The sequence below is a fragment of the Lysinibacillus sp. FN11 genome, from assembly GCF_024628845.1.
Classification (GTDB): Bacteria; Bacillota; Bacilli; order Bacillales_A; family Planococcaceae; genus Lysinibacillus; species Lysinibacillus capsici.
The window spans coordinates 36,797-54,861 of record NZ_CP102383.1 but is presented as its reverse complement, the minus strand read 5'-3'; the positions used below and the strand labels follow the sequence as shown (position 1 = coordinate 54,861).

General features: G+C 37.7%; 10 protein-coding genes. 7 read left to right on the top strand and 3 right to left on the bottom strand.

What is annotated here, in order from left to right; genetic code table 11:
• Nucleotides 1-322: 322 nt before the first annotated feature.
• The gene (locus tag NP781_RS00260) at nucleotides 323-3,850 is read right to left on the bottom strand and encodes an S-layer homology domain-containing protein (RefSeq protein WP_257521131.1); all 3,528 of its coding nucleotides are present in this window, start codon (nucleotides 3,848-3,850) and stop codon (nucleotides 323-325) included.
• A 632-nt stretch (nucleotides 3,851-4,482) separates the two neighbouring features.
• Between NP781_RS00260 and NP781_RS00255 the strand changes: the two genes are divergently transcribed.
• The 5 genes from NP781_RS00255 to csaB all read left to right on the top strand — a co-directional run bounded on the left by NP781_RS00255 (nucleotide 4,483) and on the right by csaB (nucleotide 11,982).
• The gene (locus tag NP781_RS00255; protein ID WP_257521130.1) at nucleotides 4,483-6,333 is read left to right on the top strand and encodes an S-layer homology domain-containing protein; all 1,851 of its coding nucleotides are present in this window, start codon (nucleotides 4,483-4,485) and stop codon (nucleotides 6,331-6,333) included.
• Between the two features lie 342 nt (nucleotides 6,334-6,675).
• On the top strand, nucleotides 6,676-7,416 hold the full coding sequence (locus tag NP781_RS00250) for a WecB/TagA/CpsF family glycosyltransferase (protein WP_257521129.1): 741 nt from the start codon (nucleotides 6,676-6,678) through the stop codon (nucleotides 7,414-7,416).
• Complete coding sequence (locus NP781_RS00245; protein WP_257521128.1) at nucleotides 7,413-8,969, top strand: putative polysaccharide biosynthesis protein; 1,557 nt, start codon at nucleotides 7,413-7,415, stop codon at nucleotides 8,967-8,969. The genes NP781_RS00250 and NP781_RS00245 overlap by 4 nt, the downstream gene beginning before the upstream one ends.
• Nucleotides 8,970-8,989: 20 nt before the next feature.
• Nucleotides 8,990-10,903 carry a DUF5693 family protein gene (locus NP781_RS00240; RefSeq protein WP_257521127.1) on the top strand — a complete coding sequence of 638 codons (1,914 nt, stop codon included), beginning with the start codon at nucleotides 8,990-8,992 and terminating at the stop codon, nucleotides 10,901-10,903.
• Nucleotides 10,903-11,982 (top strand): polysaccharide pyruvyl transferase CsaB, encoded by a 1,080-nt coding sequence (csaB, locus tag NP781_RS00235; RefSeq protein WP_221679388.1) that lies wholly within the window; start codon nucleotides 10,903-10,905, stop codon nucleotides 11,980-11,982. Before NP781_RS00240 ends, csaB begins: the two co-directional genes overlap by 1 nt.
• A 40-nt stretch (nucleotides 11,983-12,022) precedes the next feature.
• Here csaB and NP781_RS00230 read toward each other — a convergent pair whose 3' ends face one another.
• Complete coding sequence (locus tag NP781_RS00230) at nucleotides 12,023-12,853, bottom strand: flagellin N-terminal helical domain-containing protein (RefSeq protein WP_221679387.1); 831 nt, start codon at nucleotides 12,851-12,853, stop codon at nucleotides 12,023-12,025.
• Between the two features lie 172 nt (nucleotides 12,854-13,025).
• A complete protein-coding gene (locus NP781_RS00225) occupies nucleotides 13,026-13,502 on the bottom strand; it encodes an IDEAL domain-containing protein (protein WP_004269498.1) in 477 nt (158 codons plus the stop codon).
• 204 nt (nucleotides 13,503-13,706) lie between these two features.
• Here NP781_RS00225 and NP781_RS00220 point away from each other — a divergent pair, with 204 nt between their 5' ends.
• Nucleotides 13,707-15,281: a hypothetical protein gene (locus NP781_RS00220; RefSeq protein ID WP_221679386.1), complete on the top strand. Its 1,575-nt coding sequence runs from the start codon at nucleotides 13,707-13,709 to the stop codon at nucleotides 15,279-15,281.
• Complete coding sequence (locus NP781_RS00215; protein WP_257521126.1) at nucleotides 15,278-18,043, top strand: DEAD/DEAH box helicase; 2,766 nt, start codon at nucleotides 15,278-15,280, stop codon at nucleotides 18,041-18,043. The genes NP781_RS00220 and NP781_RS00215 overlap by 4 nt, the downstream gene beginning before the upstream one ends.
• The last annotated feature ends 22 nt before the right edge of the window (nucleotides 18,044-18,065 follow it).

Below are 18,065 nucleotides of genomic sequence, written 5' to 3'. Positions count from 1 at the left end.
CGCGATTCCAATTTCGCTTCTGATTACTATATATTTCTTTTTGTTATAATAATTATAAAACAATAAGTAAAAAATGATTTTGTTTTATTAGAATCTCCATTTGTTTCACAGGAGAAACTATAGAAAATAACTTGATAGAAGTTTTAATTTAGCAAACTTACTTAATTTATTCTCGAAATATTCAACTCGAATATCATTTATCCACTAAAAATACATATTACCTATTTAAAAGCAAAAAAAGTTGTCACCAAAAGTCATGATAAATGACTTTTGGGACAACCTTTAAACCTTTAATTCAATTCTTGATTACTGAATTAAGCAATTACTTAGCAACTACATCCCAAGCGTTTGAAGTTGTGTTGAAACGAACTTCATAGTCTTTACCTTTGTAAGTTACTTTAAATGCTTTAGCAGTAACTGCAGTTCCTGTATTAGAGAAACTTACTACAGCTTTTGCATCAGTACCAGCAATAGTTGCAGTTGCTGTATCACCACTTGTTAAAGAAACAACTGATACATCATTAGATGTAACATTAGCAGTGAATGTTAATATAACTGTATCACCAGAAGTTGTAGCAGTGAATACTGAAGTAGTTGAATCATTAATAGTAACGCCAGGAGCTTGAATATCAATACCAGTTACATTAGTACCTTCAGTAGTGATTTTAGCACTGTCAGTTACGATAACTTTGTTAACTAAGTTTCCACCTAGTTTCACAGCACCTTTTGTTTTAACTTCTACTTTACCAGTAATATTACCGTTATTTACAAAACGAGAACCATTAGCGTCTGTAATAACAACATTTCCAGTAATTGAACCATTATTTACAAATGAAGAGCTAGATACATCTTTAATGTTTACATTACCAGTAATAGTTGTTGTTGCAGGAATTGTAACATGTGCATTTGGAGCTGTAACATCTAAGTTACCAGTAAATGAATGTTCAAATGAAACATTAATAGTAGCTAAAGTATCAATTGTAACATTGCCATTTAAAGCTGCTCCTGCAAGTCCAAGTCCAGTAAGTTTTGTAGAATCAATAGTTACAGAACCAAGACCCTTACCAACTGCTTCGTTTACCAAGTAGTCTACAGCATTATCTAAAGTAAGTGTAGCAGTTGTGTTTGTAGCAATAATGTTAAATGTTTTTACACCATTGTCATCAGTTACTACAACATCAGCACCAAGACCTAAATAAATTTCGAAATCAGTCACTGAAATTGTGTTTCCATTGTATTTAAAGTTAGCACCTTCATAATCATAGAACAATGTTCTACCATCATTAGCTAGTAAACCAAACGTTTTATCAGTAGTATTAAGTTTAAATGTTTTACCTACTAGATTGCTTGGCGATACTCCGCTAGTAAATGAAACCTTAGCAGAAGCTGTTGGTAAAATAGTACCTGCTCCAGTTGCGTTAACACTTACAGTATCAGCAGCTTGTGCTGTTACATAAATTTGTGCTGTTCCGTTGTTATTTGATGTAACATTGTAAGTTTTAGTGCTACCCATATTTTGATTAGCATTTAACACTGTACCTGTTGCATCTTTTACAATAGCATTACCAAATGTAGAAGTTACATCGAATGCTAATGTGAAATTATTAGAAATTTGTGCCGCATTTGTAAGTTGTACTGGAACCCAAATAATTGTTCCATCAGCTTGTTGTTGTTGTACATAACCAGTTGTAACTGTTCCTGGGTTTGTTACACGTGTTGGTCTGTATGCAAAACCATTTTGGTCTACTGATTGGTATTCAAAGATTGCATCTTGACCAGCAGTTTGAGTAGTAATAACTTTTCCAGTTGTATCTTTTACAGTTAATGTAGCATTAACTACAACAGCTTCTTTGAAGTAAGTTACTTCAGCATCTTGTTGTACATCAGTTTTATCAAGTTTAACTGGAGAAACATTACCTGCTGTGTTTAAGAATACCGTTGGTTTTACATAAGTAGTTGCACCTTTACCAGCTAAACGGAATGTTGCTTTACCCTCTTTACCAACACGTACTGGTAATACATTGTCAACTGCTACTTTTTTGAAGTTATCTTTAGCTGTAGAGAAGTATACATCACCAGATAAATTACCATCTTTGAATGTTACATAAGCAATAGTTCCTTCTGGAGCAATTTTACCCTCTTTGTCAGTAACAGTTGCTGTGAAAGTACGTCCACCTACTGAATTATCGTTGTAAAGATTTGGAGTTTGAGCATACTCAGCTGCATTTGCTGTACCTTCTGATTTAACAGTTACTGCTAAACGATCAACTTGTGAGAATTTCACAGTTGGTGCTTGAGCTTGTAAGTCTAATTTATTGTATGTGAATGAAGCTGGAGTTGTTGGAGTAGACTCTGGCTTATACACGATTGGTGTAGCTGATAAGTTTGTACCATAAATTGTGAATGCACCTTCACCATCAGCATTAGTGATTACTGTTGCAAATTGAGTACCCCCAGTTGTTAATTCATAAGGAGTTACAAAGTTTAATGAACCTTGATTTTGTACTTTTACATCAGTTACTTTATCTGGTGTAACATCTAAGTTTTCTTTAATTGCAATGTAATAAGTAGCGTTTTTAGCGCCTTTAACTTTATAAGACTTTTTAGTTTCGTTAGCTAACTCATTACCAGTAGTAATTTCTTCTACTGCTAATTGGATTTTGTCAGCCCAATAAACTTTTGCACTTGATACTACAGAAGCTTTATCTGTTGCATACGCAGCTACAGAATCTTCAGAAGCGTAGTAGCGAGTGTAAGAATATTCAGCAACGCCATCAGCTTTTGTATAAGCTACTTTTTCAATTTTTTCATTCGTATTTTGGTTATTTACGATGTTGAAAGTAACAGGAATACCTTCTTTACTTTGTCCTTCTGGAACTGTTACTTGGGCTTTAAGTGTTACTTCTTTACCAATTACACCTTGTAATGATGAAGTTGTAACATCAATTTTTGTAGGAATTACAGCGGCAACCCCTTTGAACTTGCCAACTTCATTACCTTCATAAGAAACTGTATATTCTTTATCAGCTTCTTGTTTTTCTGTACGTAATACTACTACTTTTTTATCTGTTTGTTTTACAGATGCGTTTTCAACTTTTAAACCAGAGATTTCGAAGTCAGTTGATTTTAAGTTATCTGTGTTTACTTCTTCGTCAAATGTTACTTCAACAGTAGTGTTGTTGATAGCTTTTACAGAAGTTGCTTCTACTGGAGTTTCAGTATCAACTAGATCAAGCGTACGAGCGAATACTACTGCGAAGTCTTGACGAGTGATCGCTGCGTTTGGTTTTAGGTTTAATTTACCGTTTTCTTCAGAACCAGTGAAGATTCCGTTTGCTACAGCAGTTTCTAGAGCATCTTTAGCCCATGGTTTAACTTGAGAAGCGTCAGCGAATTGGCTTAGGCTTTCGCTACCTTCTAAACCGAAAGCATCTACAAGAACTTTAGCTGCTTCAGAACGAGTTAAAGATTTGTTTGGTGCGAATTCGTTTGCACTTACGCCTTCAAAAATGCCGTTTGCTACTACTGCTGCGATTGAGTTGTAGTACCAAGCACCTTTTTTAACGTCTGAGAAGTTTACATCGCCGTCAGCTTCTAATTCTAGAGCTTTCGTGAAGATTTCTGCAGCTTGTGCACGAGTTACTGTGTTAAGTGGGTTGAAGTTCCCGTTAGTGTCACCTTGGATTACACCAGCGTCAACTAAAGATTGAACTGCTTCTTTAGCGTATCCAGAGATTTTGTTATAGTCGTTTACTTGCGCAGCAGATGCTACAGGTACGATTGCCGATGCAACTAATGCAGCTGTTGCTGATGCCGCGAAGAACTTACGGCCTTTGTTTTGCTTTGCCATTAATGTATTCCTCCCTAAAATTCCTTAAATTGATATTAATCCAACGAAAACTATAGTACCGCCTAGTTACCTAAATGTATGTATTATAGCTTTCTTGAATAATACAAAACTAAAGCAAATTTGTTAGTAAATTTACTAGAAAAAGCGTAGTAGAATACCATTCTAGTAAGTTTATTCACTTTCTACAATAATATAACACTATCTTTTCCGAAATTCAAGCATTGGGACATAAATTTAGTTATAGATGATTTTTTTACCATACCTAATATGGTATTTAATAGAAACCATTAAAATTACAACTAATTATATCCTCATTTGGATTGGTAACATATAGTTCCGTTACCTATTATACCTTACTCTCAATAATAACCAAGCATTTTCTGGAATGGTTACTAAATTGTCAAAAATTAAAGACTCCCGTAATATTTTAGTTATAATTGTAAAGAAACAGAAATATAGAAGGCGTTTCTTAGCGAAAGCTGCCTCTTCCCCACCAACTTTATGAGTTTCTACTTTATTAAGTAAAAAGCTAAATCTATCTGTCCCCATGTTGTAATAATAGATTGCCACTTTTTATGCTACACTTTTGATAGTTTGATAGAACATATCAGCTATTGAAGGGAGCTTAAAAAATGAAACGTAAATTTCCTCTTTACGGGGCCGTGCTGGCAGGCATGTTATATCTTGCGCCAACTTCCGCTTCAGCAGAAGATATTTCGAAGCACTGGGCCTACCATGAAATGAACTATCTTATTACCAACGATTTAATGAAGGGTGATGAATTCGGCCATTATCGTCCGAATGATGCTGTCACTCGTGCTGAATTTGCAGCCTTTCTTGTTAGAACACTAAACTTACCAGCAGCTTCTAGTCAGGCAACCTTTACAGATGTTAAAAAAGGTGACTGGTATTACGGAGTAGTCGAGCAAGCAAGCTATCATGGGCTAATTAAAGGTGACGAGCAAGGCAAATTCCATCCTAATAATCACATTAATCGTCAGGAAATGGCGGCTATGTTAAAAAGAGCTCTCACTTATCAGAACATCAATACATCTTCCTCCCCTATTGCTTTTAGTGATAATGCGCGCATTGCCAAATGGGCCTATGCAGATGTACAAGCTGTCGTCACAACAGGACTACTTGTTGGGAAGCCAAATAATCAATTTGCACCTCTTGCTCAAACAACTCGTGCTGAGGCAGCTACCGTGCTCTATCGTTTAATCCATTTAGAGGCGCCTGGGACAGGTGGTAAGCAATACATGACGACGAATTACTCACATGATTACTCCTCTGTAGTGAGTAAACAAACCATGAATAATCCAAAGGTCGATGGTGCTGGCATTTTCACGGCTAGCGAGGCACTAGTGTCATACTATGTACACCCAAAAAGCTTTATGCAGGATAGCCCATCTTATTATCAATTCCTAAAATTATCTACTGTCGTTAATAATTTGAATGCAAAAGAGCTAAATGATAAAGTACTTGCCAATAAAGGAAGCTTAGCAGGTACAGCGGATGCCTTCATTCAAGCTGGTGTAGACAATAAAATCAATGCTATTTATTTAGTCTCGCATGCCTTGCATGAAACAGCGAATGGTGGTTCTGCACTAATTAAAGGGATCGAGGTTGGCTTAGATACAAATGGCAAGCCAATGGTAGCAACACCAGAAAATCGGGATAAATTAACTGCTATTAAGACAACCTACAATGCTTACGGTATTGGCGCTATTGATGCCGATGCTAATAAGTATGGTGCGGAGCGCGCTTATACAAATGGCTGGTTTACTGTTCAGGATGCCATTATCGGCGGTGCCCAATTTGTAAAGGATCAGTATATTAGCAGGGGGCAGGATACGCTCTATAAAATGCGTTGGAATCCTGATAATCCGACAGTCCACCAGTATGCAACACATGTGATGTGGGCTGTCATTCAAGCGAAAAAGATCTATGATATTTATGAATTAATTGGTGCTCATACGACAACAAACCTAGTGTTTGATGTGCCTGCCTATCAAAGTCAATCTTCCGCTCCTTCATTACCGAGTCCATCGAAGCAATACGCATTGGATTTAGGGTTAGCTGGAGCAACTGGGAAGACGACGATTAATCTCAATATGAGAACGTACCCGAATACAGCAGATAATGCTTCGATTATTACGAATTTGCCAAAGGATACCTCCTTTAAAGTTCTTGGTGAAAATGGTGGTTGGCTGAAAGTAAGTGTCAATGGACAAGAGGGCTGGGTGATTGATGATTATGTGAGTCTTGAAAATGGCTTACAAATTGTTAATATGAACATTACACTTAATGTTCGAAGCGAACCATCTACAACAAGTGCTATTTTAGGTACTGTTAAACCGAATGGCTTTATTATCGGTGTTGTAGACGATAAAGGTGAGTTTATAAAAAATGGTCCCTGGTATCAGGTGCTTTACAACGGAAAAACAGGCTGGGTACATGGCGATTATATTGTAAAAAAATGATTTTAATAGGATGCGCAAAAGAAGAGTGCGATGATGATTCGCACTCTTTTTGTTAGTCATTTATTATCACCGAGATGAAAGCGCTATATAATAGAAGAAACTCGAAATTTTAGGATATAATTTTCATACTATCCCCCTAAAATTTAGTAAATTCTACGTCAAAATAGTGTCCTAAAAAAGCTTAATAGGACGATTGCTATGCTATGTAAAAATCGTTAGTTATCAGAGCTATACTTTAGGTAATCATCGTTAAACCCATTATCGAAAATTTCCTGTCAATATTGCTTTTGTGGTATGATAGATTGCAGTGAAAATGGAATTACAGAAAGGTTTGAACACTATATGAGGCATGTAACGATTATGGGCGTACCCTTTTTACATATTGGTCAGCAAGGGTTTGTTGATTTACTCGTTAATCGTATTGAACAGCAAGAAAAAACTTTCGTTGTGACAGCCAATCCTGAAGTTGTCATGCAGGCAAATGAAAATCCAACTGTCATGAATTACTTAAAGCAGGCAACTTACATTTGTGCGGATGGCATTGGCGTCGTTAAGGCTGCACAAATTCTTGGTGATTCACTTCCAGAGCGTGTAACTGGCTATGATACGATGGTACGTCTGTTGGAAGTTGGTCAGCAAAAGCATTTTAAAATTTATTTACTAGGTGCTCAAAAGGAAACCATCGAAAAGACGGTTGCCAATATTCATAAGAACTATCCAAACGTTGATGTCGTTGGCTATCATGATGGCTACTTCGACTGGAATAATAATGATTTTGCAAAAGAAATTGCAACTTTACAGCCTGATCTTGTATTTGTGGCATTAGGTGTACCAAGACAGGAAAAATGGATAACAGAAAACCTTGAAAAATTTTCAAAGGGTGTATTTATCGGTGTGGGTGGCTCCTTCGATGTCATCGCTGGTACTGTAAAACGTGCACCAGTAATTTGGCAAAAGTTAAATCTTGAATGGCTCTATCGACTGTTACGCCAGCCAAGTCGATTTGGCAGAATGCTTGTACTCCCTCGCTTTGCTTTAAAGGTATTTGCATTAAAGCTTAAAGGTCAGGGCAAAACAAAATGAGTCAGTCAACATTTGTTAAAAGCACACTCATCCTAACGATTGCCACCTTACTTTCAAAAGTAATCGGTAGTATCTTCCGTATACCACTTCAAAATATTGCTGGTGATGAAGTACTTGGTATTTTTAGTCTTGTCTATCCTGTTTATATGGTAGCACTTTATTTATCCGTTGCGGGTATCCCTATCGCTATTTCTAAGCTGATTGCGGAAGCTAGGACGAGTCATGATACTGCCAAAATTAAGAAAATTTATGTGACTGCAAGAATCCTTGCATTATCCTTTGGCGTCATTAGTTTTACAATCATTTACGGCTTTTCAGCGCAGATAGCGAATGCACTTGGTGGGCCCTCAACAGAGATTGCCTTAATTATTGTTGCCCTTACATTACTGGTAGCTCCTTATATGGCTGTCTATCGTGGATTTTTCCAAGGTTTTGGGGATATGCGACCTACTGCCATCTCTCAAGTGATTGAGCAGTTAGTACGTGTTGCGTTAATTTTAATTGTTGCGTATTTCCTAGTAGCAATGGATTATTCAAATGATATCGTAGCTGGTGGAATTATGGCAGGCTCTGTATTAGGAGCCCTCGGTTCACTTTTCTATTTACTTTTTAAATATTTCCGTTCATCGGTAAAAGTAACGAGTAAGGAGAAATATTCTGGTAAGGATTTCTCTAAATACAGTAAAACCATTTTAAAAATTTCGATTCCCATTGCGATCGGTTCTGTGACAATGGCACTCTTTAACTTTGTTGATTCCTTTACGGTTACATATGGCTTAAGAAGTGCTGGTGCAGATGCGAGTGAAATTAGCTACCTTTATGGTATTTATGGTCGAGGACTAACATTAGTTCAAATTACGACTGTTTTTGCTTCTTCGATTATCTTGCCACTTGTGCCCTTGATTACAACGAAGCTAGCTGAGCGTAAATTGGATGAAACACGCACTATTATTGAGCAAACTCATCGTATGACACATCTTATTTCATGGCCAGCTGCAATTGGGTTACTAGCCTTAACCTTGCCTTTAAATCTAGCTCTTTTTAAAGACTTAGAGGGAAGCTTAATGTTAGCCATCATCAATCTAAGCTCTGTCTTTACATCACTAACTTTGCTTGGAACAGGTATTCTACAGGGCATGAATGCTGCCAAAACAGGAGCTCTCATTATTTTGAGTGGTGTTGTCCTTAAGGTGTTTTCTAACATCTTCCTTATTCAAGCATTTGGTTTAGATGGTGCTGCCTATGCAACTTTACTAGTATATTTTGTGTTATTTATTGTGAATTTTGTCTTTATTTATCGTACGATTCGCTTTACTGTCCTTGGAAAAGATACGGTGAAAATGATTGTGTCTTCCATTGTAATGGGAGCAGCAGTTGGATTACCAACACTTTGGCTTGACTTTACACATTGGTCAAGAATGTCGGCAATGGGCTATCTAACTATCGCAATCGTAGTTGGTGGGGCTATTTACTTCCTTCTACTATGGCTGATGAAAGCTATTCATAAACAAGATTTAAAGAAAATCCCTGTTATCGGAAAAAGATTTTCATAAATAAGAGAGGTAGGACACTTATGTCAAAACAGAAATGGCTTTGGGGAATCATTGTTCTTTTACTCGTCGTTTCCTCTACAGGTATCATGAAGAGGTGGAATGCGGAGCAATCGAATGATGCTTATGAGATTGTTATTCCCTATGATGAAATACAAACCGCAGAAAAAAATAGCGACCTAACAATGGATGACATTCTTTCTTCCTTAAAGAATGCTGGGCTGAATACTGTGAGTCTAGAGCCCTTAACATTAAAGGAAATGGAAAAGCAAAACTTAATTACCGTTTATAAAGAAAGTGAGTTAGCAGCCCAATTATTGTTTACACCTTATAAAGATGCTGTTGATATCTCTAATAGCGGCTATTATATTCGAGTGCCTGAAAATGAAAGCTACCAAAAGCTGATCATGGAGAGCGTTGAACCAGAGGAAGTACAAATAGGAGAAGAGCCATTTTATTTCCTTCCTACTTCTAACCACAATTTTGATTTAAAAACTCCAATTGGCTATGATCAGCCTGCTATTGACATGATTAGTAAGCATGGACTAGCTCACATCTTTAAGGTGGAAAATGCAGATAATGAAGTAGCTAATGAAAAGTTGGTTAATCAATTAGTCGCTTTAAAAGAGGCTTCGGCAGGCCGCTTACTTGGTCAAGGTGATGAAGCCATCGGGTTTGGCCAAGAAGACGGCAATCAATTAGTTGAAAAATTAAATGATGCTGGCTATTACTTCTACACAATTGAAAGTAACCCACTCAAAGGCGAAAGTAAAATCGCTCAAATGACAGATTACAATATGATTCGTTTGCATAGTATCAATGTCAACAGAGAGACTAAATTAAAGCTAAATGCAAGTATTGACCGTACAACACGAGCTGTCAAAGAGCGTAATATTCGCTCCATTTTCTATCATATTAAAACAACAGGTAATGCCAAAGAAAATGTAAAAGAAACGATTGATTATTTAAATGGTGTACATGACACAATGCCAGATCATTTCAAAGCAGGTGAACCAAAGCTATTTGATAAAGTAGTCGTGCCAGCTTGGGTCACAGCAGCCGTATTAGTAGCAGGTATTTTATTTACCTTTATCATTTCAGAATTAATAAAATGGATGCCTCTTCGTATCGCAGCTACTGGCTTTATGGCTATACTAGCGATTGCGTACTTTATCCTGAAAAGTACTCTATTTTTACAAGCATTTGCACTCATTATTGCAGTCCTTGCCCCAACCTATGCAGTCATCAAATCAGCGCAAGGTTCTACGAAGGTGTCTAACATATTGCTCCAATACTTAAAGGCAGTAGCAATTAGCGTTATTGGCATTGTAATTGTTATTGGCTTATTGAATGGTAATGCCTTTATGACAGGCTTTGCTGTATTTAAAGGGGTTAAGCTTGTTTATCTTATTCCAATTATGGGTGTATTACTATTTACAGTGATTGAGATTAACCGACTAGCTGATCAAAACATTAAGAACTCTTTATCGAATACGGTAACATTGTTAAATAAAGAGTTGAAATATTGGCATGTGCTACTACTCGTTGTGTTGGCAGGTGTCGGATTATTTTACATTAGCCGAACAGGGAACTCTGGCTCTGTAAGTGATATGGAATTAGCCTTTAGACAATGGCTAGAAAATACATTGTATGTTCGACCAAGAACAAAGGAATTTTTAATTGGTTTCCCATTCTTCATTTTAGCGTTATATGTAATGGGTATTAATCGCAAATGGGGAAGTATTCTCCTAGTACCAGGTGTTATCGGTTTCTTATCCATCATGAATACATTTACTCATCTACACATCCCAGTAGCTGTTTCTGTATTACGTACACTATACAGTGTATCTCTAGGTCTTGTAGTAGGATTGGTGTTTATCCTCATCTTCAAAATCGGTTATCGTTGGGTTTCTAAGGCAATCGCGAGGTGGTCATAATGCACGTTGTTTTATCTGGCTATTATGGATTTGATAATGTCGGAGATGATGCCATTCTACTGTCCATTATCCAATCTCTCAAAAAGTGGCAAAGTGATATAGAGATCACGGTATTATCTAATAACCCAGCAGCTACTGAGCAAACATATGGTGTCAAAGCCATTAACCGTTGGAAAATGAAAGAAATTCGCCAATTACTTAAAACAGCAGATGGACTAATTAGTGGTGGTGGTAGTCTGATGCAGGATCAAACAGGCATGAAAACGATTCCTTACTATGCGGGCGTTATTCAAATCGCAAAATGGTTGAAGAAGCCAGTATTTGTTTACGCCCAAGGCATGGGTCCGATTAATCATCCGCTTAGTAAATTTATTGTTCGTACAGTTTTTAATAAGGTCGAGCAAATAACAGTTAGAGATAGAGCCTCTCTAGCTCTTTTAACAGAGATCGGTGTACGAAAAGAAACAAAGATCGTGCCAGATCCTGTTATGGGATTAAACGGTAATGACTTTCATTGTGATTGGCTAGAAAATGTCTCTTTGTCAGCCGATAGCTATATTTCTGTAAGCGTTCGAGATTGGCCTTCCGCTGTTGCCTACAAAGAAAAAATTGCACATAGCCTAGATGAATTAGTACGTCAGGGTGAGCAAATCGTCTTCCTCCCTATGCATGGTGAGCATGATTTTATTACTTCACAGGAAGTAGCAGCACTTATGAAGGAAAAGAGCTTGATTGCTCCTGCTGATTTATCTATTGAGGAAAAAATCGCAGTGATTGGTCAATCTCAACTATTAATAGGTATGCGACTACACTCCTTAATTTTCTCGGCAATCTATGCAACACCGTTTATTGCCATTTCATATGATCCGAAAATTGATGCTTTTGCTGATATCGTTGATCAGCCTGTCATCGGTCATGTCGAGGTTGATGATTGGAATGGTGTAACATTGTTTGAACAAGCTGTAGCAATTCTTGAATCCTATACAACAGTTCAAGAAAAAATGCGCCAGGCCGTCATCCCATTGCAAGATGAAGCAACTGCAACTGCTAAATTAGCAATTGATGCTTTGTCAAAATAAACATTAAAAAATGATGAATTTCAATTAACATTGAAATTCATCATTTTTTTCCTACTTCTAATAATTTTAAAATGGATTGTGCCTGTTGCATATGCATCGCTAAAACATATTGACCTGCTTGCATTAAAATTTGCGCCTTCACCATATTCATCATCTCTTTTGCGATATCTGCATCTCGAATACGAGACTCTGCTGCTTGTAAATTCTCAGCCGTGTTCACATTGGCATTATAGGCATGTTCCAAGCGGTTCTGATAGGCACCAAGACGTGAGCGCTCATTGGAAACTTGTTTTAAGGCTTCATCCATCGAAGACATGGCTTTTTCTGCTTCCTCACGAGTAGCAATAGAAGCATCCTTCAACCCAAGTTCCTCGGACCCCATCCCATTGATAAATAATTCGATACTCTGTCCTGCATTGGCGCCTGCTTGAATCTTGATGCCATTTGTTTCATAATCCCCGTTGAGTAATGTCTTCGTATTAAATTCTGTATCGGTTGATGTGCGCTGGATTTCCTTTTTTAGTTCCTGAAATTCCAAATCTAATTTTTTACGATCATCATCTGTTAATGTATCATTGGCTGCCTCCACTGCTAACTCACGCATACGCTGAATCATGGCATGTGTCTCATTCAGTGCCCCCTCTGCCGTCTGCACAAGCGAAATACCATCCTGTATATTCTTAGCTGCCATATTCAAGCCACGAATTTGAGCACGCATTTTTTCAGAAATCGCCAGTCCAGCTGGATCGTCCGCTGCACTATTAATTCGATATCCGGAAGAAATTCGTAGCATGGCTTTACTCATCGCCCCATAATGACGATTCATATTATTCAGGATTGCCATCCCTGTTGCTGACCACTTACCAAGCATGATTTCACCACCTTCTTGTTTTTATATCGGTCCAACAACTCATCTATTGACCTTAACATTGGAAATGGTTTCTAATTTTTTATGCATTTTTAACATTTTATAGTTGATTACCTACATAATAAAAGCACCTGCTTGTCATTTATGATAAGTAGGTGCTTACTGGACATTCCATCTATTCAATTTTGAAACCCCCAAGTTGATGGCTCTTTTGCTGTAGCAATTCGAAAAAGAGTTCTTTATCATTCTCTAGTAATGCCTGATCAATCAAATGATCCAAATTTTTCTCCTCTAGCTCTGCAATAAGCTGATCGATTTCGCCAACCGTCACAGTAGAAACCATTGGAATTTGTTGCTTTGGTGTAGCGCTTTCAAGTATTGGTGCTAAATGCTCATGAACATTGGTAATAAGCAATAGTTGATAAAGTGGTAACCGAATAAAGCGATTTCCTTTTTGGAAAACAAAAACCTCAGATAAATTTTCAATCTGCTGTGTCTTCATGTTGATGATCATCTCTTTACCTTCTATGGGAATGAAATGGAAAATCTCATTCTCTTTTAAAATAGAGAAATATTGATAAGCAAATACGAGACGTAATTTATCTCCAGTAACTTTTGTGTAAAACGGCTTCATGTATTGAACTTGCATCATCATTCATCCCTCCCTAGTTATCTGATTATTCAGATTTTAACACAAATCAAAAGCCTTGTTAACTATCTTTAACTCATTTTTTTCTTTCTGATCATTCAGCTTATCATTACTGCATTTTAATCGTATAATGGAAGGACAGTCTTTTTTTCCTTTTTACAATTAACAATGTTAACTATAGCCATACAAGATGAAAGGAGTGAGGTTATGGCATTGTCTATATCGCAATTAGCTAAGGAACATCAAGCATTTGTGCTGACTAAATTAAAAGAAGCTGAACAAGGGTTACATCCTTCCTCTACCGAAGATGAGGAACTAGTGCGCCGTGCTGTCTTTTCAGTAAGGAATAAATCCATTGTTTTTGAACGATTTAATGGAGCAAGTTCTATATTATATGCAAGTGTTCAAGATGTCAGACCCGCTTCTGTTGAAATTGATTTTTCAAAGGAAGAGCTACATTGTAGCTGTCCTCAAGCAAAATGGTGTCGACATCAAGTAGGTGCTTTACTCGCTCTCTACCAATATTTTGATTCGGTTCAAAATTGGTCGAGTGCTTGGCGTGCACAAAAATCAGTTCAATTAAAATCTTTAGCAGATGAACGCAGCCCGCAAAGCTGGTCGATGATGGTGGATGAGGTGATGAAACGATTATTACCACCTGGGCGCATACTAGAAGGCTATGGGCTTTCCGCTGTAAGAACCGATGCTTTGGAGCGTCTTCGTCGACATATGCCCTTTGAGCGTGAATGGCAACCTCTTTATAAGCTCTATATGGAGCTAGCCATTTTTAATTCAATATGGCGGCATTTAAATGAAACATCTGGACATTCGTTAGATTCACCTTATATGAAATATTTTATCGAGCAAAGCACGCAATCTTTTGAGAGCATTCTTACAGAGCTTTCTAATCGATCACGACTATTTGCGACAGATCCATTTTATGATGCCATCCAAGAGCTAGTAAGAGAATTTTTATTAGAAAGACAAGGGCTTTTCGCCAATCGTCTTCGTCTATACATGCTACTATGGGCAGTGCTTTTTTATGAGAAGCCTCGTCGTGAACAGGAATTGGCATTTATAAATAATCTTGATAAACCTTCAACAGAAATTTCTCTACAATCGTTAAAATTATTATTTTATGTGCTATTACAGAAAGAGGATTTATTGCTTGAAAATTTGGCACAGATTGATTTACCACAAATGCAGGATTTGTTTGAACTAGCTACTTTTGCTCAACGTGCTGGAGAGTCCTATTCATTAGCAATCATTTTACGAGCAATTTTACCTTTGACAGAAGTATTTCTACAGGAGGTCGTTCCAGTCGTTCAGCGTGCCCAATACGTAAGGCAATTTCAACTTTTATTTGACGAGATTCCGCTTACGGAGGAAGAGGAAGCAATGCTTTACAGTGCCTTTGGTGTGTATGGACTACAGCCGTTCTCAAGTTTTTTAATTAAAAAAGGTCACTATCGGGAATGGGCAGCTCTACATCAACTAAACCCATCATCCCTCTCCTACTTAGAAATGTGTGGATTAAAGGATGTATTACAGGTTGAACCTGCAACTGTTTTACCTTTATATCATGTCTATGCAATGGCTGAAATTGCGCAAAAATCACGCTTAAATTATAAACAGGCTGTGCGTATTTGGAAAAGTATGCGTAGCGCTGCAAAGCGAGCTGGCAAAGCAGCTTATTTTGAAACATATATGCAAACCATTCGTGCAGAATATAAACGACTACGTGCGTTACAAGAAGAAATTGAGAAAGGAAATTTAGTATGATGACAATAAATGCTCCTTCCCCTTTTTCCAAAATACAACAGCTCCGTATCGAAGTAGCTCGGGAAGGATATTTTACGTTGCAGGGTTTTACTGCAAATGGTACAGCAATCGATGTTGATACATTAATTTCTTCGCTATTCTTTACTTATGAGGCAAATGTTTATGGATTATTAACAAATCGGGCTGATTTTACGATTGAAGTTTCTACAGCTGAGTTACTAGATATTTTTTCAACAAGCTTCCAGCACCCCTTCATCAATTGGATTGGTGCAAATGAAGAAAGTATAAAATGGTTAAATAAAGTTTATGCATTACAAGCACACTGGCAAGAGCCATCACTTTGGTCACATGCTGTGATTGCAGATGATTTTTCATCATTAACTTTCCCTATTGATCATATCGATTCAGCATTATTGGAAACGGCTGTACAGCAGAAGCTTTCACAGGTTGGGCTAATACTAGCTGATTTACCAAAGTTACTACCCTTTTTCCTACGTGGCGGCTGGCCTTTGGATCAAGCTCGTCAAGCTGGAGCTGTTTCCGTCTCTTTACGATTAAGTGAGCCAGAAGAAGATGCCGATGTATGGTTATTAGAAACGGTCCTAAGCACTGCTACAACCAAAAACTACTGGACACCTGCTATACGTAAACAATCCTTACCTATTGAAGAAGCACTACCTACAAAGTGGCGAATGTTCGCGACTGAAATTACGCAGCAACAACAGCAAATTGTAGAACTTCTATCCATCGATACAATCAATAGTGATATCTTTATTCGTGTGACACTGGAAGATTTAGAAGTTCGCTCTTTTTTACGTGAGGATCTTGCTAGATTGCAGGCACTTGGTTTTGATGTTGTATTGCCAGCATGGCTAAAGGATTTAAAACAATCCAAAATTCGAGTACGCGTGACAACCAGTAATGTTTCCACAAGGAAGGTAGCAGGTTTAGATGATATTTTAACGTTTAAATGGCAGTTTTCTATGAACGGACAAACGATTTCAGCTGAGCAATTTAAAAAACTTGTGGATGAGAAACGTGAATTTATTCGTATTGGTACTGAATGGTTCCGAGTAGATGCCAATTGGATGCAAGAAATGCGTGAATTGATGCAACAAGCAGAAGATGAAAGTTGGACTGTTCGAGAATTATTATTTAGAGAGTTACCAGAAGACTTGTCTGCCCCTCTTGAGGAAGAAGATGCAGATGATGCACTGAGAGATGATCCAATCTTTGCATTGGAAATACAACAATCATTAAAAGCATACATGGAGCAACTTTTGGAGAAGAAAGGCTTGCCTGCCGTCTCGATTCCATTGTCTCTACAAACCGAATTACGCCCTTATCAATTAGAGGGCTTTGAATGGTTAGTCTTTATGCGCCAACAAGGTTTCGGTGCATGTCTAGCTGATGATATGGGCCTTGGAAAAACGGTTCAATTGATTACCTATTTGCTTCATATTTATGAGTCATCAACTGATTACACAAAGCCATCTATCATTATTTGTCCCACTTCAGTGCTTGGGAACTGGCAAAAAGAACTTGCTCGATTTGCTCCTTCCCTGATTGTGCATACGCATTATCAAGCAAATCGAGCAAAGGATGAAGAGTTTAAACAGCTAGTGACAGCAGAAAGACCACATGTCATTTTATCAACCTATGGTACTGTGTCACAGGATACTGAATTTTTACAGAATATTGATTGGGCAACGGTGGTACTCGATGAAGCTCAAAATATAAAAAATATGCAAACATTACAATCAAAAGCCATTCGTAAATTGCTAGGTGACCATCACATTGCTCTTACTGGGACACCTGTAGAAAATCGTTTATCTGAGTTATGGGCTATTTTTGATTTCATTCATAAGGGCTATCTAGGTAGCTTCGGTCGCTTCAATGAAGAATTTATTTTGCCTATTGAACGGGACGAATCAGAGTCGCATAAGCAGAAGCTTCGAGCTAAAATTCAGCCATTCTTATTGCGTCGTACAAAGCGAGATCCACATTTACAGCTTAACTTACCAGATAAGCTAGAATCGAATGAATATTGTCCATTAACAACAGAGCAAGCTTCACTCTATGAGGGCTATATTTTAGAGACGCTTGATCAGCTGGAGCAGTTAACAGGCTTTCAAAAAAAGGGTCGCGTCTTAAAGATGCTCAGTAAATTAAAGCAACTATGTAATCATCCTGCCTTATATTTAAAGGAACCTTTCGAGGATGCCGAAACAATGCTTGGACGTTCGACTAAGCTAGAACGCATTGTACAAATGGCAGCTGAGATTGTGGACAATGGCGAGCAATGTCTCATCTTTACACAATACATTGGAATGGGACAATTGCTACAACATTGCTTTAGTGAAATATATAATGTAGATGCACCATTTTTAACTGGTGCCATGCCTAAGCAGCAGCGAGACCGCTTAGTAGAGGCTTTCCAGGCAGGAGATTTCCCTATATTTATCCTTTCTTTGAAAGCTGGTGGAACAGGACTTAATTTAACAGCAGCTAATCATGTTTTACATGCAGATCGCTGGTGGAATCCTGCTGTTGAAAACCAAGCGACCGATCGAGCATATCGAATCGGACAGACACAATTTGTGCAGGTCCATAAGTTTGTGACAATTGGCACGATCGAGGAAAAAATTGATAAGATGCTGGTGCAGAAATCTGCATTATCTGAAGAGCTTATTCAATCAAGCCAGTGGTTGACCGAGTTAGAAGATCAAGAACTCCGCGATTTAATAACATTAGATATATAATAATGAGATGCGCCAAGAGCAA